This is a genomic window from Streptomyces litmocidini, assembly GCF_014649755.1.
Taxonomy (GTDB): domain Bacteria; phylum Actinomycetota; class Actinomycetes; order Streptomycetales; family Streptomycetaceae; genus Streptomyces; species Streptomyces litmocidini.
Genome location: NZ_BMTQ01000018.1, coordinates 118,424 through 137,223, shown reverse-complemented (window position 1 = coordinate 137,223; position 18,800 = coordinate 118,424). Strand labels below are relative to the sequence as shown.

General features: G+C 74.9%; 20 protein-coding genes. 13 read left to right on the top strand and 7 right to left on the bottom strand.

Features of this window, described 5'->3' with window-relative positions; translation table 11 throughout:
* Nucleotides 1-132 precede the first annotated feature (132 nt).
* Genes pnuC through IE180_RS30330 form a run of 5 tightly spaced genes read left to right on the top strand, consistent with a single transcriptional unit; the run spans nt 133 to nt 4,383 of the window.
* Nucleotides 133-783, top strand: a complete 651-nt coding sequence (gene pnuC, locus IE180_RS30350; protein WP_190160162.1) for a nicotinamide riboside transporter PnuC — start codon at nt 133-135, stop codon at nt 781-783.
* Nucleotides 780-1,859, top strand: a complete 1,080-nt coding sequence (locus tag IE180_RS30345) for an AAA family ATPase (protein ID WP_190160161.1) — start codon at nt 780-782, stop codon at nt 1,857-1,859. Before pnuC ends, IE180_RS30345 begins: the two co-directional genes overlap by 4 nt.
* A complete protein-coding gene (locus IE180_RS30340) occupies nt 1,856-2,593 on the top strand; it encodes an NUDIX hydrolase (RefSeq protein WP_190160160.1) in 738 nt (245 codons plus the stop codon). Before IE180_RS30345 ends, IE180_RS30340 begins: the two co-directional genes overlap by 4 nt.
* Nucleotides 2,590-3,612, top strand: coding sequence for an ADP-ribosylglycohydrolase family protein (locus IE180_RS30335; protein WP_190160159.1), 1,023 nt, complete (start codon nt 2,590-2,592; stop codon nt 3,610-3,612). The genes IE180_RS30340 and IE180_RS30335 overlap by 4 nt, the downstream gene beginning before the upstream one ends.
* 3 nt (nt 3,613-3,615) lie before the next feature.
* Nucleotides 3,616-4,383 (top strand): nucleotidyltransferase domain-containing protein, encoded by a 768-nt coding sequence (locus IE180_RS30330; RefSeq protein ID WP_190160158.1) that lies wholly within the window; start codon nt 3,616-3,618, stop codon nt 4,381-4,383.
* Here the strand turns inward: IE180_RS30330 and IE180_RS30325 are convergent.
* Entirely contained in the window at nt 4,363-5,052 is a 690-nt protein-coding gene (locus IE180_RS30325; protein WP_190160157.1) for a nucleotidyltransferase domain-containing protein, read from the bottom strand. The genes IE180_RS30330 and IE180_RS30325 overlap by 21 nt on opposite strands.
* A 10-nt stretch (nt 5,053-5,062) precedes the next feature.
* Complete coding sequence (locus IE180_RS30320; RefSeq protein ID WP_190160156.1) at nt 5,063-5,512, bottom strand: Rieske (2Fe-2S) protein; 450 nt, start codon at nt 5,510-5,512, stop codon at nt 5,063-5,065.
* 338 nt (nt 5,513-5,850) lie between these two features.
* Between IE180_RS30320 and aroH the strand changes: the two genes are divergently transcribed.
* From aroH to der, 5 genes are all read left to right on the top strand, one after another.
* A complete protein-coding gene (aroH, locus tag IE180_RS30315) occupies nt 5,851-6,219 on the top strand; it encodes a chorismate mutase (RefSeq protein ID WP_190160155.1) in 369 nt (122 codons plus the stop codon).
* Nucleotides 6,216-7,304 (top strand): prephenate dehydrogenase, encoded by a 1,089-nt coding sequence (locus IE180_RS30310; RefSeq protein WP_190160154.1) that lies wholly within the window; start codon nt 6,216-6,218, stop codon nt 7,302-7,304. The genes aroH and IE180_RS30310 overlap by 4 nt, the downstream gene beginning before the upstream one ends.
* A gap of 691 nt (nt 7,305-7,995) precedes the next feature.
* Complete coding sequence (cmk, locus tag IE180_RS30305; RefSeq protein WP_190160190.1) at nt 7,996-8,661, top strand: (d)CMP kinase; 666 nt, start codon at nt 7,996-7,998, stop codon at nt 8,659-8,661.
* 53 nt (nt 8,662-8,714) lie between these two features.
* Nucleotides 8,715-9,302, top strand: a complete 588-nt coding sequence (locus IE180_RS30300; protein ID WP_229861047.1) for a lysophospholipid acyltransferase family protein — start codon at nt 8,715-8,717, stop codon at nt 9,300-9,302.
* 76 nt (nt 9,303-9,378) lie between these two features.
* Nucleotides 9,379-10,827, top strand: a complete 1,449-nt coding sequence (der, locus tag IE180_RS30295) for a ribosome biogenesis GTPase Der (protein ID WP_190160152.1) — start codon at nt 9,379-9,381, stop codon at nt 10,825-10,827.
* Nucleotides 10,828-10,929: 102 nt separating this feature from the next.
* Here der and IE180_RS30290 read toward each other — a convergent pair whose 3' ends face one another.
* A complete protein-coding gene (locus IE180_RS30290) occupies nt 10,930-11,193 on the bottom strand; it encodes a hypothetical protein (protein WP_308434454.1) in 264 nt (87 codons plus the stop codon).
* 209 nt (nt 11,194-11,402) lie between these two features.
* Nucleotides 11,403-12,185: a DUF8842 C-terminal domain-containing protein gene (locus IE180_RS30285; RefSeq protein ID WP_190160150.1), complete on the bottom strand. Its 783-nt coding sequence runs from the start codon at nt 12,183-12,185 to the stop codon at nt 11,403-11,405.
* Nucleotides 12,186-12,432: 247 nt separating this feature from the next.
* Between IE180_RS30285 and IE180_RS30280 the strand changes: the two genes are divergently transcribed.
* Nucleotides 12,433-13,074 (top strand): LysM peptidoglycan-binding domain-containing protein, encoded by a 642-nt coding sequence (locus IE180_RS30280; protein ID WP_229861041.1) that lies wholly within the window; start codon nt 12,433-12,435, stop codon nt 13,072-13,074.
* A 12-nt stretch (nt 13,075-13,086) separates the two neighbouring features.
* Here IE180_RS30280 and IE180_RS30275 read toward each other — a convergent pair whose 3' ends face one another.
* Genes IE180_RS30275 through IE180_RS30265 form a run of 3 tightly spaced genes read right to left on the bottom strand, consistent with a single transcriptional unit; the run spans nt 13,087 to nt 16,846 of the window.
* Nucleotides 13,087-13,743 (bottom strand): ABC transporter ATP-binding protein, encoded by a 657-nt coding sequence (locus IE180_RS30275; protein ID WP_190160149.1) that lies wholly within the window; start codon nt 13,741-13,743, stop codon nt 13,087-13,089.
* The gene (locus IE180_RS30270) at nt 13,740-16,460 is read right to left on the bottom strand and encodes an ABC transporter permease subunit (protein ID WP_190160148.1); all 2,721 of its coding nucleotides are present in this window, start codon (nt 16,458-16,460) and stop codon (nt 13,740-13,742) included. The genes IE180_RS30275 and IE180_RS30270 overlap by 4 nt, the downstream gene beginning before the upstream one ends.
* Entirely contained in the window at nt 16,448-16,846 is a 399-nt protein-coding gene (locus tag IE180_RS30265) for a hypothetical protein (RefSeq protein ID WP_190160147.1), read from the bottom strand. Before IE180_RS30265 ends, IE180_RS30270 begins: the two co-directional genes overlap by 13 nt.
* 99 nt (nt 16,847-16,945) lie before the next feature.
* Between IE180_RS30265 and IE180_RS30260 the strand changes: the two genes are divergently transcribed.
* Complete coding sequence (locus IE180_RS30260; protein ID WP_229861039.1) at nt 16,946-17,482, top strand: MTB12 C-terminal domain-containing protein; 537 nt, start codon at nt 16,946-16,948, stop codon at nt 17,480-17,482.
* Nucleotides 17,460-18,752 (top strand): ABC transporter substrate-binding protein, encoded by a 1,293-nt coding sequence (locus IE180_RS30255; protein WP_190160145.1) that lies wholly within the window; start codon nt 17,460-17,462, stop codon nt 18,750-18,752. The genes IE180_RS30260 and IE180_RS30255 overlap by 23 nt, the downstream gene beginning before the upstream one ends.
* Nucleotides 18,753-18,800: the final 48 nt, after the last annotated feature.

Sequence of the window (18,800 nt, the reverse complement as noted above, 5' to 3'; positions counted from 1 at the left end):
GGCCCGTCGCACCGGCCGTACCGACGAAGCCCGTGACCGCCCCGCGGTCACGGGCTTCGTCGCGTCCGTGACGGGGCTTGTGGCGGCGGTCCGCCGACCTTTATAGTCAGGATGACTCTTAAGGAGGCGGGCGTGAGCCTCGCAGACGTACTCGAACCCTTGCAGCAGCCGCTCTTCACCCTCCTGGACACCCCGGTCAGCTGGACCGAGGTCCTGGGATTCGGCAGCGGAGCCCTCTGCGTCTGGCTCGTCGCCCGCCAGCACCTGGCCAACTGGCCCATCGGCATCGCCAACAACCTCTTCTTCGTGCTCCTCTTCACCCAGGCCGGGCTCTACGCCGACGCCGGCCTCCAGATCGTCTTCATCGCCCTCGCCGCGTACGGCTGGTGGACCTGGACCCACGGGGGTGGACCAGGCTCCGACGACCTTCCGGTGCGCCGCACCACGCGCACCGAATGGACGTGGCTGCTCACGGCGGGGGCGGTGGGGACCCTCGCCCTCACCCTGCTCCTCGACCGCGCCACCGACTCGACCGTCCCCTTCTGGGACGCCCTCACGACCGCGCTCTCCCTGACGGCCACCTACGGCCAGTGCCGCAAGCGGCTGGAGTCCTGGTGGCTCTGGATCGCCGCCGACGTCGTCTACGTACCGCTCTACGCCTACAAGGGGCTCTACCTGACCTCCCTGCTGTACGTCGGCTTCATGACGCTCTGCGTCCTCGGCCTGCGCGGCTGGACCAAGGACCTCACGGGCGCCCCCCGGCCGGCGGGAGCGACCGCGTGAAGCGCTACGGCCACGGCCTCGTCCTCGGCAAGTTCTATCCGCCGCACGCCGGCCACCACCACCTCGTCCGCACCGCCCGCGACCGGTGCGAGCGCCTCACCGTCCTCGTCTGCGCCTCCTCCGTGGAGAGCATCCCCCTGGACGACCGGGTCGCCTGGATGCGCGAGATCCACCCCGACGCCCTCGTCGTCGGCGCCGTCGACGACATCCCCGTCGACCTCCGGGACCCCGACGTGTGGGCCGCCCACATGGCCGTCTTCCGGGCCGCCGTGCCCGAACGCGTCGACGCCGTCTTCACCTCGGAGCCGTACGGGGAGGAACTCGGCCGCCGCTTCGGCGCCGACTCCGTCCTCGTCGACCAGGAGCGCGTCCGCCACCCCGTCTCCGGCACCGCCGTCCGCGCGGACCCCGCCGGCTGCTGGGACTTCCTGGAAGCACCCGTGCGGGCCGCGCTCACCCGCCGGATCGTCGTCCTCGGCGCCGAGTCCACCGGCACCACCACCATGGCCCTCGCCCTCGCCGACCACTACCGGCGGCGCGGCGGCGTCTGGGCCCGCACCCGGTACGTACCGGAGTACGGGCGCGAGTACAGCGAACTCAAACTCGCCGAACTCCGCGCCGAACGCCCCGGCGCCGACTGGTCCGAGGTCACCTTCCGCTCCTCCGACTTCCCCGTCATCGCCCAGCGCCAGGCCGAAAGGGAGGAAGAGGCCGCCCGGGACGGCTCGCCCGTCCTCTTCTGCGACACCGACGCCTTCGCCACCACCATCTGGCACGAGCGCTACATGGGCACCACCAGTCGCGCCACCGGCGAGATCGCCGCCCTCGGCCGACAGCACCTCTGGCTGCTCACCGACCACCGCGGCGTCGACTTCGAGGACGACGGCCTGCGCGACGGGGAACACCTGCGGCCCTGGATGACCGCCCGCTTCCTCACCCAGCTCGCCCACACCGGCCGCCGCACCGCCGTCCTCACCGGCCCCCACGAGGAGCGGCTCGCGGCCGCCGTCGCCGCCGTCGACGCGCTGCTCGCCGAGGGCTGGCACCTCGCCGACCCCCTGCCGGAGCGCCGATGACCTCCCACCGGGCCCCCGAGGGCTACGACCCGTACGCCTTCGTGCCGTTCGCCGTCACCGTCGACCTCGCCGTCCTCACCGTCCGCGAGGAACGCCTCCACGTCCTGCTCGTCGAGCGCGGCCAGGAGCCGTACGCCGGATCCTGGGCCCTGCCCGGCGGATTCGTCCTGCCCCAGGAGTCCGCCGAGCGGGCCGCCCGCCGCGAACTCGCCGAGGAGACCGGCCTCTCCGGGACCACCGTCGCCGGCCTCCACCTCGAACAGCTCCGCACCTACACCGAACCCGACCGCGACCCGAGGATGCGGGTCGTCTCCGTCGCCTTCACCGCGCTCGTCCCCGACCCCCCCGAACCGCGCGGCGGCGGCGACGCGGCGCAGGCCCGCTGGATCCCGTACGGGACCCACGGCCGGCTCGCCTTCGACCACGACCGGATCCTCGCCGACGCCCACGAACGCGTCGGCGCCAAGCTCGAGTACACCTGCCTCGCGACCGCCTTCTGCCCGCCCGAGTTCACCCTCGGCGAGCTGCGGCAGGTCTACGAGACCGTCTGGGGCGTCGAACTCGACCGCCCCAACTTCCGGCGCAAGGTCCTCACCACGCCCGGCTTCGTCCAAGCCGTGGAAGGACCGCCGCGCCTCACCGGCGGACGGGGGAAGCCGGCCGCCCTCTACCGGGCGGGCGGGGCCACGGCCCTCCACCCGCCCCTCCTGCGACCGGAAGGACGCCCCGCATGAACCTCACCCGCACCGCCACCAAGCAGGCCGCGACCGGCTCCCTGATCGGGCTGGCGCTCGGGGACGCGCTGGGCCGGCCCACGGAGTTCAGCGACGTGCCGCTCATCATCAGCTGGTACGGCCCCTGGCGGCAGATGGCCCTTCCCGAGAACGGCCGCGTCACCGACGACACCCAGATGACCCTCGCCTTCGCCCGCGGCATCCGCACGGCCATGGACCGCGGGGTGCTCGCCCCGCTGCGGCTCGCCCGGCCCCTGCGGGAGGAGTACGTCGACTGGTTCCGCTCGCCGGAGAACAACCGGGCGCCCGGCAACACCTGCCTGGCCGCCTGCCGGCTCCTGACGACCGACGTGCCCTGGCAGGACGCCGGCCAGATCCACTCCAAGGGCTGCGGCGCCAACATGCGGGTCGCGCCCATCGGGCTCGTCCCCGGGCTGAGCGAGGAGCAGCGCGCGGGCGCCGCACAGCTCCAGGCGGGCCTGACCCACGGCCACCCCACCGCGCTCGCCGCCTCCGACCTCACCGCCCGCGCCGTGTACCTGCTCGCACAGGGCGTGGACCCGACCGGGCTCGTCGGACAGCTGCGCTCGTACGCCTACGAGAACCGCTCCCGCTACCACGAGCACTGGCTCGGCGACCTGTGGACCCGGTCCCAGGACCCCAGCGCCCTCCACTTCGTCCAGCGCGGCTGGGACGAGTGCCTGGCCGTCCTGGAGCGCCTGGACGCCGTCCAGCGCACGGCCGACCCGGAGCTCGACCCCTGCGGGTACACCGGCGACGGCTGGATCGCCGAGGAGGCCCTCGCGACCGGACTCCTCTGCTTCCTGCTCTTCCCCGACGAGCCCCTCACCGCCCTGCGCCGCGCCGCCTGCACCCGCGGCGACTCCGACTCGATCGCCGCCCTCACGGGCGCCTTCGCCGGCGCCCACCTCGGCGCGGACGCCTGGCCGAAGGAGTGGGCGGAGCGCGTCGAGTACCGCAGCGACCTGCTGACCTTCGGCGCGCTCTGGGACGTTTGAGCCATGACCCTCACCCTGGACCTGGACGGGGACCTCTCCGCCGTCGTGGCGGAACAGCCCGACCCCCTGCTCTTCGCGACCGTCTCCGGCGCCCACCTGTACGGCTTCCCGTCCCGCGACTCGGACGTGGACCTGCGCGGCGCGCACCTGCTGCCCGTGGACGCCCTCATAGGCCTCCACGAGCCGGAGGAGACCCGCAGCCGGATGTGGGACCGGGACGGCGTCGAGATGGACCTCGTCACCCACGACCTGAGGAAGTTCGCCCGCCTGATGCTGCGCCGCAACGGCTACGTCCTGGAGCAGCTCACCTCCCCGCTCGTGGCGCACACGACGGAGACCCACGCCGAGCTGGTCTCGCTCGTGCCGCGGCTGCTCACCCGCCACCACGCCCACCACTACCGCGGCTTCGCCGGGACGCAGTGGCGGCTCTTCGAGCGCAGCGGCGAACTCAAGCCCCTGCTCTACGCCTACCGGGCGCTGCTCACCGGCATCCACCTGATGCGCTCCGGCGAGGTGCAGGCCCACCTGCCGACCCTGGTGGGGGAGGTGGCCGAGGCTCCCGCGCGGCTGCCCGAGCTCGTCGCGGCGAAGGCGGCGGCCGAGCACGGACGTGCCGAGGTCGACCTCGAAGCCGTACGGGGCGAGACGGAGGCTCTGCACGGCCTCCTGGACGAGGGGCAGGAGGCTTCGGAGCTCCCGGACACGACGGGCGCCCACGACGCGCTGCACGACCTCGTCGTACGGGCCCGGCTAGAGCTCGCTCAGCGCTGAGGCGCGGCGGGCGCGGATCAGGAAGTCCTGGATGCGGGGCTCGTCCGGAGCGGCGGGGAGCGGGGTCGTGTCGTGGGCCCGGTCGGCCTCCTCCTGGAGGCGGTTCATCCAGGACTCGACCCCGGACCAGGACACCTCGCCGCGCTTGACCGCGAGGAAGCGGTCGCGGTCCTCGCCGACGTCGATGCGGAGCTCGCCCGTGCGCAGCAGGTCGCGGCAGCTGGTCAGGAGCCGCAGCAGGTGCATGGCGTGCTTCCAGCGCGGCTCGCCGTACTGGCGGACGTCCGCGTCGAGCTTGCGGCGCTGGCCGGCGGCGTACCGGACGAAGGTCTGGTGGGCCCGGCGGGACAGGAACGCCCCGCGGAGGTCGAGGAGCTCGCGGCCCCGGTCGTCGACGTGCTCGACCACGGGGGAGTGGAGGCACTCCAGGACGTTGGGGTTGTTGCGCAGGGCGAGTTCGCAGAAGCGTTCCAGCTCCCAGCTGAACCGGTCCTCGCCGGGCCCCTCCACATGCGCCGGGGGCTTGTCGAAGCGCCAGAAGAGGGGCGTCGGGGCGAGGTACACGCCCCGCACGTCCGTGTCGCTGTCCTCGGTCGCCAGACCGAAGGCGCGCGAGCCCATCACGCAGGTGTAGATCGAGTGCTCGCGCACCAGCTCGTCCGGAGTCATGCGGGGCAGATTACGCCAGGGAGATCGTTTCCCCCGAGACGGTGATCCGCTCGGCCGGCAGCGGCCGGGGAGCCGGCCCCGCCGCCACCGAGCCGTCCGCGACGCGGTACCTGGAGCCGTGGCAGGGACAGTCGATCGTGCCGTCCTCCACCTTGTTCACCGTGCAGCCCTGATGCGTGCAGATCGCGGAGAACGCCTTGAACTCGCCCGCCGAGGGCTGGGTCACGACCACCTTCTCCTTCGGGAAGACCATGCCGCCGCCGACCGGGATCTGAGAGGTCCTGGCCAGCGGGGCTCCACCGCTCGGAGCGGCCGTGGCGGTCGGGGACCCTCCGGTGGCGGTCGGCGCGCTCGTGTTCGCACCGCCCCCGCCCCCGCCGCCCGAGCCGCAGCCCGTCGTCATCGTCAGAGCCGCTGTGGCGAACAGGACGGTGCGGCGGGGAGCGGGGCGTGGGGTCATGCCCCCAGCCTGGTCGGGCGCCCCGCCCCGGGAGCCGCGACACGCCTGTGCCCCGCGTCCGGCTCCCCCGCACGGGCGTCCCGCCCGCCGCGCGCCCCCGGTGGCGGAGCGTCCGGTCCGGGGGGCCCGTTCCGGACCGGCGGCCGGACGACCGGACGGAGGACGGGGCCGTGGCGGGCGGCGATCCCGGCGCCCCCCCGGGAGCCCCCTCGGAGCAGTCGGCCGGTCGGTGACGGTGCCGACGCCCCTCCTCCGTCTCGGAGGGCGGGCGCGGCGGCGCACCCGCCCCGCCGCTGACTAGGCTGAACAGAGCACTGACGCAGGCGAAGGAGCACGACGTGGCGGTACGAGCGGTCCGAGGCGCCGTCCAGCTGGAACGGGACGAGGCCGGACACATGCGCGAGCAGGTCGAGGAACTGCTCACCGCCGTCCTCGAGCGCAACCACCTCACCGCCGACGACCTCATCAGCATCTGGTTCACCGCCACGCCCGATCTGCACAGCGACTTCCCCGCCGCCGCGGCCCGGCACCTCGGGATCGGCATGGCTGACGTACCCCTGCTCTGCGCACAGGAACTCGACATCGAAGGGGCGATGCCGAGGGTCGTCCGGCTCCTCGCCCACGTCGAGACCGAACTGCCCAAGTCCCGGATCGCGCACGTCTACCTCGGCGCCGCGGCCGCCCTGCGCAAGGACATCGCCCAGTGAGAACAGCGCTCGTCATCGGTACCGGCCTGATCGGCACCTCCGCCGCCATCGCCCTCGCGGCCCGGGGCGTCACGGTCCACCTGCGGGACCACGACCCGGCACGCGCCAGCACGGCCGCCGCGCTCGGCGCGGGCACCGACGAGGCGCCCGAAGGCCCCGTGGACCTCGCCATCGTCGCCGTGCCCCCCGCCCACGTGGCCACCACCCTCGCCGAGGCCATGACGGCCGGCCTGGCCCGCGGCTACCTCGACGTGGCCAGCGTCAAGGGCGGACCGAAGCGGGAACTGGAGGCCCTGGGCCTCGACCTCACCGCCTACATCGGCAGCCACCCCATGTCCGGCAAGGAACGCTCGGGGCCGCTCGCCGCCACCGCCGACCTCTTCGAAGGCCGGCCCTGGGTCCTCACCCCCACCCGGGACACCGACACCGAGGTCCTCAACCTCGCCCTGGAGCTCGTCGCCCTCTGCCGGGCCGTCCCCGTCGTCATGGACGCCGACGCCCACGACCGGGCCGTCGCCCTCGTCTCCCACACCCCGCAGCTGGTGTCCTCCATGGTCGCCGCGCGCCTGGAGGAGGCCGACGAGTCCGCCGTACGCCTCTGCGGGCAGGGCATCCGCGACGTCACCCGCATCGCCGCCTCCGACCCGCGCATGTGGGTCGAGATCCTCTCCGCCAACCCCGGGCCCGTCGCCGACGTCCTCTCCGGCGTCGCCGCCGACCTCGACGAGACCGTCCGCGCCCTGCGGGCCCTGCAGTCCGCCGACGAGTCCAAGCGGCAGGACGGGGCGTCGGGCGTCGAGGACGTCCTGCGCCGCGGCAACGCCGGGCGCGCCCGCGTCCCCGGCAAGCACGGTGCCGCCCCGACCGCCTACGAGACCGTCGCCGTCCTCATCAGCGACCAGCCGGGCGAGCTCGCCCGCATCTTCGCCGACGCGGGGCGCGCGGGCGTCAACATCGAGGACGTCCGCATCGAGCACGCGACCGGGCAGCAGGCGGGTCTGGTGCAGCTGATGGTCGAACCCTCGGCGGCGCCGGTGCTGGGGGCGGCGCTCCAGGAACGCGGCTGGGCCCTGCGCACGGGCTGAGCGGCTCCGCCGAGGGGCGGTGCCCACCCCTCGCGCCCGCCGTCGTGGGTTGCGCCCGTCGGGGCGGTGCCCGCCCCGCGCCCCGTTGTGGGCTGCGCCCGCTGAGGCGGCGCCCCCCGTGCCCCCGTTGCGGGCTGCGCTCGCCCCCGTTGGGAGCGGTCGTTCCGCTGGGGCGAGGGGGCCCTGCTCGAGCGGAGCCGAGAGCTTGGGGGAGGGTGGGCACAACGGACGGCGCCCCTGCCGGCGCCCGAGGCTCCCGCGCCTGAACCCGCACCCCGTGCACGGCGCACACGGGGTGCGGGTCCGGGCCCGGAACGCGGAGGCGCCGCTGATGGCGCCGTCCCGTGTGCCCACCCGTCCCGCCCCAGCGGGACGATTGCCCACACGGGGGGGGCGGGAGGGGCAACGTCCAGCGGAGTGCGGGCACGCACGGGCGAGGGGCACCGCCCCGCCAGGTGGGTGCCCCGCGGGCGGTGCGCGGGCGGTGCGGTCCGCGCCGGGAGTCGCCCCGCCGGGCGCGGACCTCCGCACGCGGGGGTGTCGGCTCGGCGGGCCGGGGCCGCGTGGTGGGTGGGGCGGGCCACCGGCCCGGGGCCGGTGGGGGGCCGGGAGTCGGTAACCTTGTGGGGGTCCCCCGCATCCCGCCGGGCCCTACAGTTCACCCCAGGAAGGTGTTCCCACCGTGGAATCCGTGATCGTCGCCATCGACGGGCCCTCCGGCACGGGCAAGTCCAGCACCTCGAAGGCGGTCGCCGCCGAGCTGGGGCTGAGCTACCTCGACACCGGTGCCCAGTACCGGGCGATCACCTGGTGGATGATCAGCAACGGAGTCGACGTCACCGACGCCGAGGCCGTCGCCAACGCCGCCTCCAAGCCGGTCATCGTCTCCGGCACGGACCCGGCCCGGCCCACCATCACCGTCGACGGCGCCGACGCCTCGGGCCCGATCCGGACCGAGGAGGTCACCTCCAAGGTCAGCGCCGTCAGCGCCGTCCCCGAGGTGCGGCGCCTGATCACGGAGCTCCAGCGGTCCATCGCCCGCGGCGCCGGGACCGGCATCGTCGTCGAGGGCCGGGACATCGGCACCACCGTCCTGCCCGACGCCGACCTGAAGATCTTCCTCACCGCCTCGCCCGAGGCCCGTGCCGCCCGCCGCTCCGGCGAGCTCAAGGGCGTCGACGTGCACGCGACGAAGGAGGCCCTGATCAAGCGGGACGCGGCGGACTCCAGCCGTAAGACCTCCCCGCTCGCCAAGGCCGACGACGCCGTCGAGGTCGACACCACCGAGCTCAGCCTGGACCAGGTCATCGAGTGCGTCGTCACCCTCGTCGAGGAGAAGAGGGCGGCCGTCAAGTGACCCTGCCCTCCGCGAAGGGCGCCGCCGTCGGCCGTCGCATCGGCATCGGGCTGATGTACGGCCTCTGGAGGCCGCGCGTCCTCGGCGCCTGGCGGGTGCCGTCCTCCGGCCCCGTCATATTCGCCGTCAACCACGCGCACAACATCGACGGCCCCATGCTCATGGGCACCGCCCCGCGTCCCGTGCACTTCCTCATCAAGAAGGAGGCGTTCGTCGGCCCGCTCGGCGACTTCCTGGAGGGCATCGGGCAGCTCAAGGTCGACCGGGACTCGACCGACCGCAAGGCGATCGGCGACGCCCTGGGCGTCCTGGAGCAGGGCGGCGTCCTCGGGATCTTCCCCGAGGGCACCCGCGGCGACGGCGACTTCGCCTCGCTGCGCGCGGGCCTGGCGTACTTCGCCGTCCGCAGCGGCGCGCCGATCGTCCCGGTCGCCGTGCTGGGAAGCACCGAGCGCCGCGGACGGTTGGTCAAGGCACTGCCTCCGCTGCGCGGCCGCGTCGACGTCGTCTTCGGCGACGCCTTCGAGGCGGGGGACGGATCCGGCCGCCGCACCCGCAAGGCGCTCGACGAGGCCACCGTACGGATCCAGGGGAAGCTCACCGCCCACCTGGAAAACGCCAGGCGCCTCACCGGGCGCTGAGCGACACTCTCAGTAGTGGCTCCACGGCTCCGGCCGTCCGGGACCACCGACCACGAATGATCAAGGAACGGACTTCATGAACGACCAGCACGACCACGGGGCACTTGGCGACGCCGAGTACGCGGAGTTCATGGAGCTCGCCGCGGAAGAGGGCTTCGACGTCGAGGACGTCGAGGGCGCGATCGAGGAGGCCGGCCACGGCCCGCTCCCCGTCCTCGCCGTCGTCGGCCGCCCGAACGTCGGCAAGTCGACCCTGGTGAACCGCATCATCGGCCGCCGCGAGGCCGTCGTCGAGGACAAGCCGGGCGTCACCCGCGACCGCGTCACGTACGAGGCCGAGTGGGCCGGCCGCCGCTTCAAGGTCGTCGACACCGGCGGCTGGGAGCAGGACGTCCTCGGCATCGACGCCTCCGTCGCCGCCCAGGCCGAGTACGCCATCGAGGCCGCCGACGCCTGCCTCTTCGTCGTGGACGCCACCGTCGGCGCCACCGACACCGACGAGGCCGTCGTCAAGCTGCTCCGCCGCGCCGGGAAGCCGGTCGTCCTCGCCGCGAACAAGGTCGACGGCCAGTCCGGAGAGGCCGACGCGGCCATGCTCTGGTCCCTGGGCCTCGGCGAGCCGTTCCCCGTCTCCTCGCTGCACGGCCGCGGCACCGGCGACCTCCTGGACGAGGTCCTGAAGAAGCTGCCCGAGGCCCCCGCGCAGCGCTTCGGCAACGCGGTCGGGGGCCCCCGCCGCATCGCCCTCATCGGCCGCCCGAACGTCGGGAAGTCCTCCCTGCTCAACAAGGTGGCGGGCGAGGACCGGGTCGTCGTCAACGAGCTGGCCGGCACCACCCGCGACCCGGTCGACGAGCTCATCGAGCTCGGCGGCGTGACGTGGAAGTTCGTCGACACCGCCGGCATCCGCAAGAAGGTCCACCTCCAGGAGGGCGCGGACTACTACGCCTCCCTGCGGACCGCGGCCGCCGTCGAGAAGGCGGAGGTGGCCGTCATCCTCATCGACACCACCGACAACATCTCGGTCCAGGACCAGCGCATCATCACGATGGCGGTCGAGTCCGGCCGCGCCATCGTCATCGCCTACAACAAGTGGGACGAGCTCGACGAGGAGCGCCGCTACTACCTCGAGCGCGAGATCGAGACCGAGATGCAGCAGGTCGCCTGGGCGCCCCGGGTGAACGTCTCCGCCAAGACCGGCCGTCACATGGAGAAGCTGGTCCCGGCCATCGAGACCGCCCTCGCCGGCTGGGAGACCCGTGTCCCCACCGGCCGGCTCAACGCGTTCCTGGGCGAGATCGTCGCCGCCCACCCGCACCCGGTCCGCGGCGGCAAGCAGCCCCGCATCCTCTTCGGCACGCAGGCCGGCACCAAGCCGCCCCGCTTCGTCCTCTTCGCCTCCGGCTTCCTGGAGGCCGGCTACCGCCGCTTCATCGAGCGCCGGCTGCGCGAGGAGTTCGGTTTCGAGGGCACCCCGATCCACATCTCGGTCCGGGTGCGCGAGAAGCGCGGCCGCAAGAAGTGACGCCCGCGGGGTGACACCCGCGGAGTGAGGTACGGCGGAGGGCCGGTACTCGATCGAGTACCGGCCCTCCGCCGTACCTCACTCCGCCTGTCCGCTTCGGTACTAGAGACCCTTGCGGGGGCCCGGTGGCAGTGCCGCCTGGGTGGGGGGGTGCTGCTGCCCCGACCAGGGCGTCGGATACCCGCTCGCGTGCCGGCGCCCGCGCACGCCCGTGCTCAGGACCGTGCCGAAGGCCCGGAAGCTCAGCTCCTCCTCGCCGCTGCGGTCGCCCGGCAGCGTACGGAACGACCTGCGGTACTCCGAGTACAGGGCGTCGTAGATCGGCGTCGGCGACGAGCCTGCCGTGACGTCCCGCGCGGGACGCATCGCGGGGATCGGGCTCGGATACGGCTGGGTGAAGGGGTCGTATGGGTGCACATAGGTGCCAACGACCCCGCCGTCCGTCGGATGCGGGCGGCTCTCCGAAAGGGGAGCGCTCCGGGGACGCGGCACGGCCGGCACACCCGCCCCCGGAGCGTCCGGTCCGGCCCCCGGGAGCTGCCGTGCCCGCCGTATGCCCGGCCGGCCGTCCTCCATCAGGTGCCGGCCAGCGGCATGGCGGCGGCCACCAGACGGCCGTTCGCGGCCGCCTTCTCCAGGGCGTCGCGCAGCAGGTCCTCGCGCGGCTGCTGGCCGATCGAGCCCACCGGGGCGGCGAAGACCAGGACCGTGTGCGACTTGTTGGCCGCCGCGCGCCAGCCCTCGGTGACCTGGAGCGGCTGGTGCGCCTGCCACCAGGCGGCCTGGCCGGCGCCGCCCGGCCCCGGCTGGAGCACGGAGTGCAGCTGGCCCATGGCGACCAGGACCGACCAGCCCGGCAGCATCGTCGGCTTCGCGTTCAGGTCCATGACCGGCTGGAAGCCCTGCTCGGCCAGGAGCGGGAGGAACTCGTCGGCGAGGCCGTCCGAACCGGGACGGGCCACCGGGGCGGTCGGCTCCACGACGAGCGCCGGGTGCAGCTCGCCCTCGATCAGGACGAGACCGCTGGTGACCCCGAGCACGGCCTGCTCGGGGTGGGAGGCGGAGAGCGCTTCGGCGGCGTCGGACGCCGTGATGGAGGCGACGGCGCCCTGGAGCTGCTCCTCGGCGACCCGGACGACCTGCGACGGGATGCAGCTGGCGTGGGCGAACGCGAGGACCGCGGTCTCCTCGCCGACGAACAGCACCGTGCTGGTGCGCTCCTGGTCGGAGTCTCCCGGCGTGCGGCAGGAGGTGCAGTCGTAACTGCCCGGGGCGTTGTCGCCGGCCAGCAGCCGGTCCGCTTCTTCGTCGCCGATCTCGGCGCGTACGTCCTCGCTGACGTCGAGCATGCGCGGCACGGGGGGCTCCCTGGACTCGGTACGGGGGGACGCCGGGCCGTTCCCGGGCGTCTCATGCCGAGTTCAACGGGTCAGCCTCGGCCGGGGTCACGCGCGGAAGCGGGGCAAGTTGCCGGTGGCGTGTGCGTCCCGGGCCGTCCGGGGGCGTCCGTGCCCGTCCGGGGCCGTGACTCCGACCGGGTGGGGTGTGAACGGTGTTCCGCGCGGCACGGGCCGGGGGCGGCGGGGGGCTGCCTAGCCTTCCCCGATGTCGAAGATCCGATTTTGGACGGCGGGCTCCCTCGTGGCGGCGTCCGCGGCCGCGCTCCTGACCCTGGCACCGGCGCCCGCCCGGGCCACGCCCCCGGGGTCCGTCCCGGGCGTGGTCACCGGGGCGCGGGAGCAGCCGGGCGGCGTACGGGAGGCCTCCGCCGCGCTCCCGGGCGTGCCGGACGCGCTCCGGGAGCCGGCCGCCGTGCCCTCGTACGCCTGCGCGGGGGACCAGTGGCCGTGGGGCTGCGTCGCCGAGTGCGAGAGCAGCGGACGCTGGCACGTCAACACCGGCAACGGCTTCTACGGCGGCCTCCAGTTCTGGCATCCCACCTGGGTCGAGCACGGCGGACTGAAGTACGCCCGCCGCGCCGACCTGGCGACCCGGCAGCAGCAGATCACCGTCGCCGAGGAGGTGCTGCGCACCCAGGGGTGGGGGGCCTGGCCCGTCTGCTCCCAGCGGTACGGCCTGTCCGGGCGCGTCCACACCGTCCAGGCCGGCGACACGCTCGGCTCGATCGCCCGCCGCTTCGCGGTCAAGGGCGGCTGGCAGGCGCTGTACGCGGCGAACCGGAGCCTGATCGGACCCGATCCGAACCGGATCGTCGTCGGCACCATGCTGCGGATCGACCCGCTCTGACGTCCGGTGGCCTCAGCGGTACTCGGCCGGCTCCCCGCTCGACGCGCGGGAGCCGCGCCGCAGTTCGTGCACGAGCGAGCCGTGCGGCAGCCCCTCCGGGACGCGCTGCTCGGCCAGGACCACGGCGGCCCCGCGCTCCACGGCGAGCTCGCCGAGCATCCGGTACGTGCGGGCCGCGACCGGCGGGGCCATGCCGAGCGACGGCTCGTCGACCAGCACCACGCGCGCGCGTGAGAGCAGCGCACGGGAGACCGCCAGCATCCGGCGCTCCCCGCCGGACAGCGTCCCGGCCGTCCTGGACAGGAGGGGGACCAGCTCCGGGTACGGGGCGGTGGCGTCGGGCGCGTCGGCGCCGGGTGCGGCGAGCGCGAGGTTCTCGGCGACGGTGAGGCCCGCGTACACCGCCCGCAGGTCCGGTACGAAGCACAGCCCGCGGCGCGCCCGTTCGTGCGCCGGGAGGCGGGTCACGTCGGCCCCGCGCCACTCCACCCGGCCCGCCGCGAGCCCCACCGTGCCGGCCAGGGCGCGCAGGGCGGTCGTCCGGCCCGCGCCGTTGCGGCCCAGGAGGACCGTCACCGTACCGGCCGGCACGGGCAGGTCGAGACCGTGCAGGGCCTCCAGGGGGCCGTAGCGGACCCGGGCGGCGCGCAGGGCGATCTCGACGCTCACGACAGGATCCGGCCCCCCTCCATGGTGTGCACCGTGTGCGCGATCCCGGCGACCAGGTCGGGGTCGTGCTCGACGACGAGGACGGTCAGGCCGTCCGCCGCGAGCGCGGCCAGGATCCGGGCGAGCGCGGCGGTCTCGGCGGCGTCGAGCCCGGCGGCCGGCTCGTCGAGGAGGAGCGTGTGCGGCCGCCCGGCCAGCGCGCGGGCCAGCTCGACCCGGCGCAGCGTCCCGGTGGGCAGGTCCGCCGCCGCCCGGTGCCGTACGGGTCCGGCGAGCCCGAGCAGCCGCAGGCTCCGCTCCACGGCGCCCGGGTCCCCGCCTCCTCCGCTCTGCTCCTGGCCCAGGCGGACGTTCTCCTCGACGGTGAGCGACGGGAACACGGCGAGCCGCTGGAAGGTCCGGGCGATGCCGAGACGGGCCCGGGCATGGGCGGACCGGGCGGTGATGTCGGTGCCGTCGAGCGTGATCCTGCCCTGGCCCCGGCGGGGGCGGAGGGTCCCGGCGAGACAGTCGAACAGCGTGCTCTTGCCCGCGCCGTTGGGGCCGACGAGGGCGGTGACGCGGGCGGGGGAGAGGGTGAGGGTGACGTGGGAGAGGGCGGTGACGCCCCCGGGGTGGACGAGGGTGAGGTCGTGCGCGCGGAGCCCCTCGCGGGGCGCGGCGCGGTGCGGGGCGGGCGCGGGGCCCGCCGGGCGGGACCGGGCTTCGTCGGCGGTCGGCGGGCCGTGGGGGTGCCTCCGGCCCCCGGCCGGGCCGGTGCCGTGGACCTCGTCCGGCGCGGACCCGGAAGGCCCGCCCGGACCGGCGCGGAAGGGGCCGCCCGTACCGGAGCCGGGACGGACTCCCGGACCGGTGGCACAGGGCCCGGCCGGGCGGGCGCCCGGAGGACCGCCCGGACCTGCGCGCAGGGGCCCGCTCGGGGGCGGGCCGGTCCGTGGGGCGGGGGATCCGGGGCCGTTTCGGGCCGGGAGCAGCGTCAGCAGGGGTGGGAGGCGGCCCGTCAGCATGGCCAGGAGACCCGTCAGGGCCGCTGCCGTGCCCGCCTGGGGGCCCGCGTCGAGGGTCGTCAGGACGGCCGCCGCGACCAGCGGGGCGAGGAGGCTGTCGGCGCCCAGGACCAGGACGGCGGCGAACCAGAGCAGGCCGCGCACCGGGTCGTACTGCTCGGGGTCGAAGGCGCGCAGGCCCATGCCGAGGAGCCCGCCGCCGAGGGCCGCCAGGGCCGCGCCCAGGACGAACGCGAGGAGCTTGAGGCGGGGCACCGGGACGCCCGCCGCCTCGGCGCCCGGTTCGTGGTCCCGCAGGGCGGCGAGCGCACGGCCCGTGCGGCCCCGGCGGAGAGCCGCCACCAGGACCAGGCAACCGGCCAGGACGACGAGCTCCAGGGCGTAGAAGGCGCGGTCGTCGGAGAAGCCCGCCGGGCGGCCGAGGGTCAGACCGGCCGTCGCGTACGGCTGGGCGAGGACGAAGCGGCTCACCGCCACCCCCACGGCCAGCGTCGCCAGGGCGAGGGCCAGACCGTGCCGCCGGATCGCCGGCCGGCCCGTCACCAGGCCCGCCACCGCCACCACCGGCACGGTGAGGCCCAGGGCCAGGAGGGCCGGGACCCCGGCCGTCGCCAGGAGCGCCGTGAACAGCGCGCCCAGGCCCGCGTACGCCGCCTGGCCCAGGGCGATCTGCCCGCCGCGGCCCGCCACCACGACCAGCGACAGGAGGATCACGGCGAGCGCGGGCACCTGGACCGCCGTGTGCAGGTCGGAGCCCGCGAGTCCGAGCGGGAGGAGGAACAGGACGCCGGCCACCGGCCACAGGGCCGGGGGCACGCGGGCGGACCGGGCCGGCGGCGGCAGGGCGTCCTCGCCCTTGCCGCCGACGCCCGGCAGGACGAGCGCCGCCACCAGGAGCGCCACCACGAACAGGTTCGCCCCGACGGCCTGGAGGAGGGGTTCGCCCCAGCCCCGCGGGTGCAGCCGGGTCAGCTGGGCCTGGGCGACGCCGATGGCGAGCGCGGCCGCCACGGCCACCGGCAGCGACCGCATCCGGGCGATCACCGCGACCGCGATCACCTCGACGACGAGCAGCGGCATCCCGTACGGGTCGAGCCGTACGTACGGGGCGAGCAGCACGCCCGTGAGCCCGGCCGTGAACGAGCCGAACGCCCAGCCCGCCGCCGCCACCCGGTCCGCGTGGATGCCTCCCAGGACGGCGAGCGGACGGTTGTCCACGACCGCCCGCAGCTCCCGGCCGAACCGCGTCCACCGGGTCACCGCCCCCACCAGACAGGCCAGCGCGACCACCGAAGCGAGCTGCGCCCACGGATCGTCGCCGAGCAGCACGGGCGCGTCGTCCCGGGCCCCCGGGCCCCACAGCAGCACCGCCCCGCCCACCAGGAGGACGAAGACGCCGATCGTCGCCACCAGGGTCCGGGCCGGAGGGGAGCCGAGCAGCGCCAGCGGGCGGAAGACGCCCCGGTCGAGGGCCAGGCCGAGGGCGGGGGCGACCAGGAGGAGCGTGACCGGGGCGCCCAGCGGCAGCGGCCAGCCCCAGTCGACCACCAGTTGGCGGAGCACGTACGCGCAGACCATGGCGACGGCCCCGTGCGCGAGGTTCAGCACGCCCGTCGCCCGGTGGGTGACGATCAGCCCGATGCCGGTGAGTGCGGCGGCGCTGCCGACCGCGAGGCCGGCGAGCGTCAGCTCGTACGTCAGGGAGGCCACGGCTCACACACCGGGCAGGGGGCGAGCTCCGCGTCCCCCACCTCCACGGCCTCCGTCCTGCCCGCCACCAGCGGGCAGTCCGGGCGGTGCGCGAGGGTCCCCCCGGGAACCCTCAGGAGGGGGCCGTCCGAGGACGGCGGGGGAGGCTCCTCGGGGCCGGGGGGACGCGGCCGGGGAGGGCGTACGGGAAGCAGCGCCGCCGCACCGACGAGGACCGCGCCCGCCACGAGGAGCGCGGCCCCCGGCACCGTGCACGAGGCCAGATAGGGCAGCTGGCGCTCCGCGAAGCGCTCGCCGGAGACCCCGTACCAGCCGAGCGCGCAGAGCACCGCGCCCCCGGCGGCCGCCACGAGACCGCTCCAGAGCAGGATCCGGGATGTCGGCACGGAGCCCTCCCTCGTCTCTTCCTTGCACTATGCCCCGATCCGTCCCACCCTGGAAACACCAGCCGCTCCGGACTGGCGGGACACCCGGTGGTGAGGCAGATGGTCGTCGTACGACGTGGTGGACGCTCCCGTCTCGCGGTCCTCGGTGCCGTCGCCGTCCTCGCCCTGGGGCCCGCCCTCGCGAGCTGCTCGGACGACGGCGGATCGAAGAGCGGCAACACCGCCTCGTCCGCCCCGCCGTCCGGGACGGCGGCCCAGCCCCCGGGGGGCGCCGCCCAGCCGGACGACCCCGCGGCGGCACGCGCCGAGATCACCAGGAACTGGACGGCCTTCTTCGACCCGAAGACCCCGACGGCCGAGAAGACCAGGCTGCTGGAGAACGGCGAGCAGATGGCACCCGTCCTCGCGGCCTTCGCCGGGGACAAGAACGCGGCGGCGTCGGCGGCCAAGGTCAAGAACATCGACTTCACCTCGCCCGACGGGGCGAACGTGACCTACGACCTGCTCGTCCACGGCAGCCCGGCCCTGCCCGACGCGAAGGGCACCTCCGTCCTCCAGGGGGACACCTGGAAGGTCTCCGTGAAGACCCTGTGCGGCCTGGTCGAGCTGAGCGGTGTCACCGTCCCGGGCTGCTGAGGCGGTCGCGGCGCTGTTCCTGGCCGTGCTGCTCGCCCTCCTCACAGCCTGCGGCAGCCGGCTCCCGGAGCGCGTCTTCGAGACGCGGCCCACCGCCCACCCCTCCGGCGGTGAGCCGCTCCGCGTCGGGATCATCACCAGCGCCACCAGCCCCGTCGGCGGACAGGCCTTCACCGGCCCGCGCGACGGCGCCCTTGCCTGGTTCGACGCCCTCAACGCGCACGGCGGCCTCGACGGGCGCCGCGTCGAGGTCGAGACCTGCGACGACGGCGGCAGCGGCGTCGGCGACAACGCGTGCGTGCACCGGCTGATCGACGAGCGCCGGGTCTTCGCCCTCGTCGCCACCACCGCTTTGAACTACGCGGGCGCGCCCCTCGTCGCCCGGGCCGGCGTCCCCGACATCGGCGGCCAACCGCTCACCCCCGCCTACGACACCTATCCGCACCTCTACGGCATCTACGGCAGCTCCGCCCCGCGCACCGGCCGCGAACCCGGCTGGGGCGGCACGCTGTACGGCGGGACCGAGGTCTACCACTGGTTCCGGAAGGCGCTGGGCGCGCGGACCGCCGCCGTCGTCTCCTACAACCAGGCCGCCTCCGCCGCCTACGCCCGCCTGGTCGCACGGGGACTGCGCGCCGAGGGCTACCGCGTCGTCGAGGAACAGGTCGACTTCGCCCTGCCCAACTTCCGCGCCGTCGCCGCCGACCTGCGGGCCCAGCACGCCGACCTCCTCTTCGACGCGCTGGACACCCACGGCAACGTGCGCCTGTGCGAGGCGATGGAGGCGCTCGGGGTCGAGGTCGCCGCCAAGGTGACCAACGTGCAGAACTGGTCCTCGGCCGTCTCCCACGACTACGCCCGGGCCCCCGGCTGCCGCGCCTCGCTGTGGGCGACGGGCTCCAGCCGGAACTACGAGGACACCGGACACCCGGCGGTCCGCGCCTTCCGCACGGCCATGGGCGACCGGCCCCTGTCGCAATGGCAGCTGGAAGGCTGGGCGGCGGCGATGTGGTTCACCGACGCGGCCCGCTCCTGCCTCGCCCGGGGCGCGCTCACCCGCGGCTGCGTCGAGGAGTTCATGAACCGTCCGGAACCGTACACCGCGCGCGGACTGCTGCTCCCCGTACGGTTCGAGCACCTGGCCCGGCCGCCCGCCACCCGGAACACCTGTCTGTCCGTGGCCCGTTGGCGGGACGGACGGGGCTGGGTGAGCCAGGGCGACATGACCGAGAACTGTGCGACCGTCCCCCAGCTCGGCTACCGCCCGTGAACGGCGCCCCCGCACCGGCAGTACAGTCGGGCACCGACCGACTGACCG

Coding starts and splice junctions, on each gene's coding strand:
- IE180_RS30340 (WP_190160160.1), top strand. CDS start 1,856: ATGACCTCCCACCGGGCCCCCGAGGGCTACGACCCGTACGCCTTCGTG.
- IE180_RS30335 (WP_190160159.1), top strand. CDS start 2,590: ATGAACCTCACCCGCACCGCCACCAAGCAGGCCGCGACCGGCTCCCTG.
- IE180_RS30330 (WP_190160158.1), top strand. CDS start 3,616: ATGACCCTCACCCTGGACCTGGACGGGGACCTCTCCGCCGTCGTGGCG.
- IE180_RS30325 (WP_190160157.1), bottom strand. CDS start 5,052: ATGACTCCGGACGAGCTGGTGCGCGAGCACTCGATCTACACCTGCGTG.
- IE180_RS30320 (WP_190160156.1), bottom strand. CDS start 5,512: ATGACCCCACGCCCCGCTCCCCGCCGCACCGTCCTGTTCGCCACAGCG.
- IE180_RS30300 (WP_229861047.1), top strand. CDS start 8,715: ATGTACGGCCTCTGGAGGCCGCGCGTCCTCGGCGCCTGGCGGGTGCCG.
- der (WP_190160152.1), top strand. CDS start 9,379: ATGAACGACCAGCACGACCACGGGGCACTTGGCGACGCCGAGTACGCG.
- IE180_RS30290 (WP_308434454.1), bottom strand. CDS start 11,193: ATGCGTCCCGCGCGGGACGTCACGGCAGGCTCGTCGCCGACGCCGATC.
- IE180_RS30280 (WP_229861041.1), top strand. CDS start 12,433: ATGTCGAAGATCCGATTTTGGACGGCGGGCTCCCTCGTGGCGGCGTCC.
- IE180_RS30260 (WP_229861039.1), top strand. CDS start 16,946: ATGGTCGTCGTACGACGTGGTGGACGCTCCCGTCTCGCGGTCCTCGGT.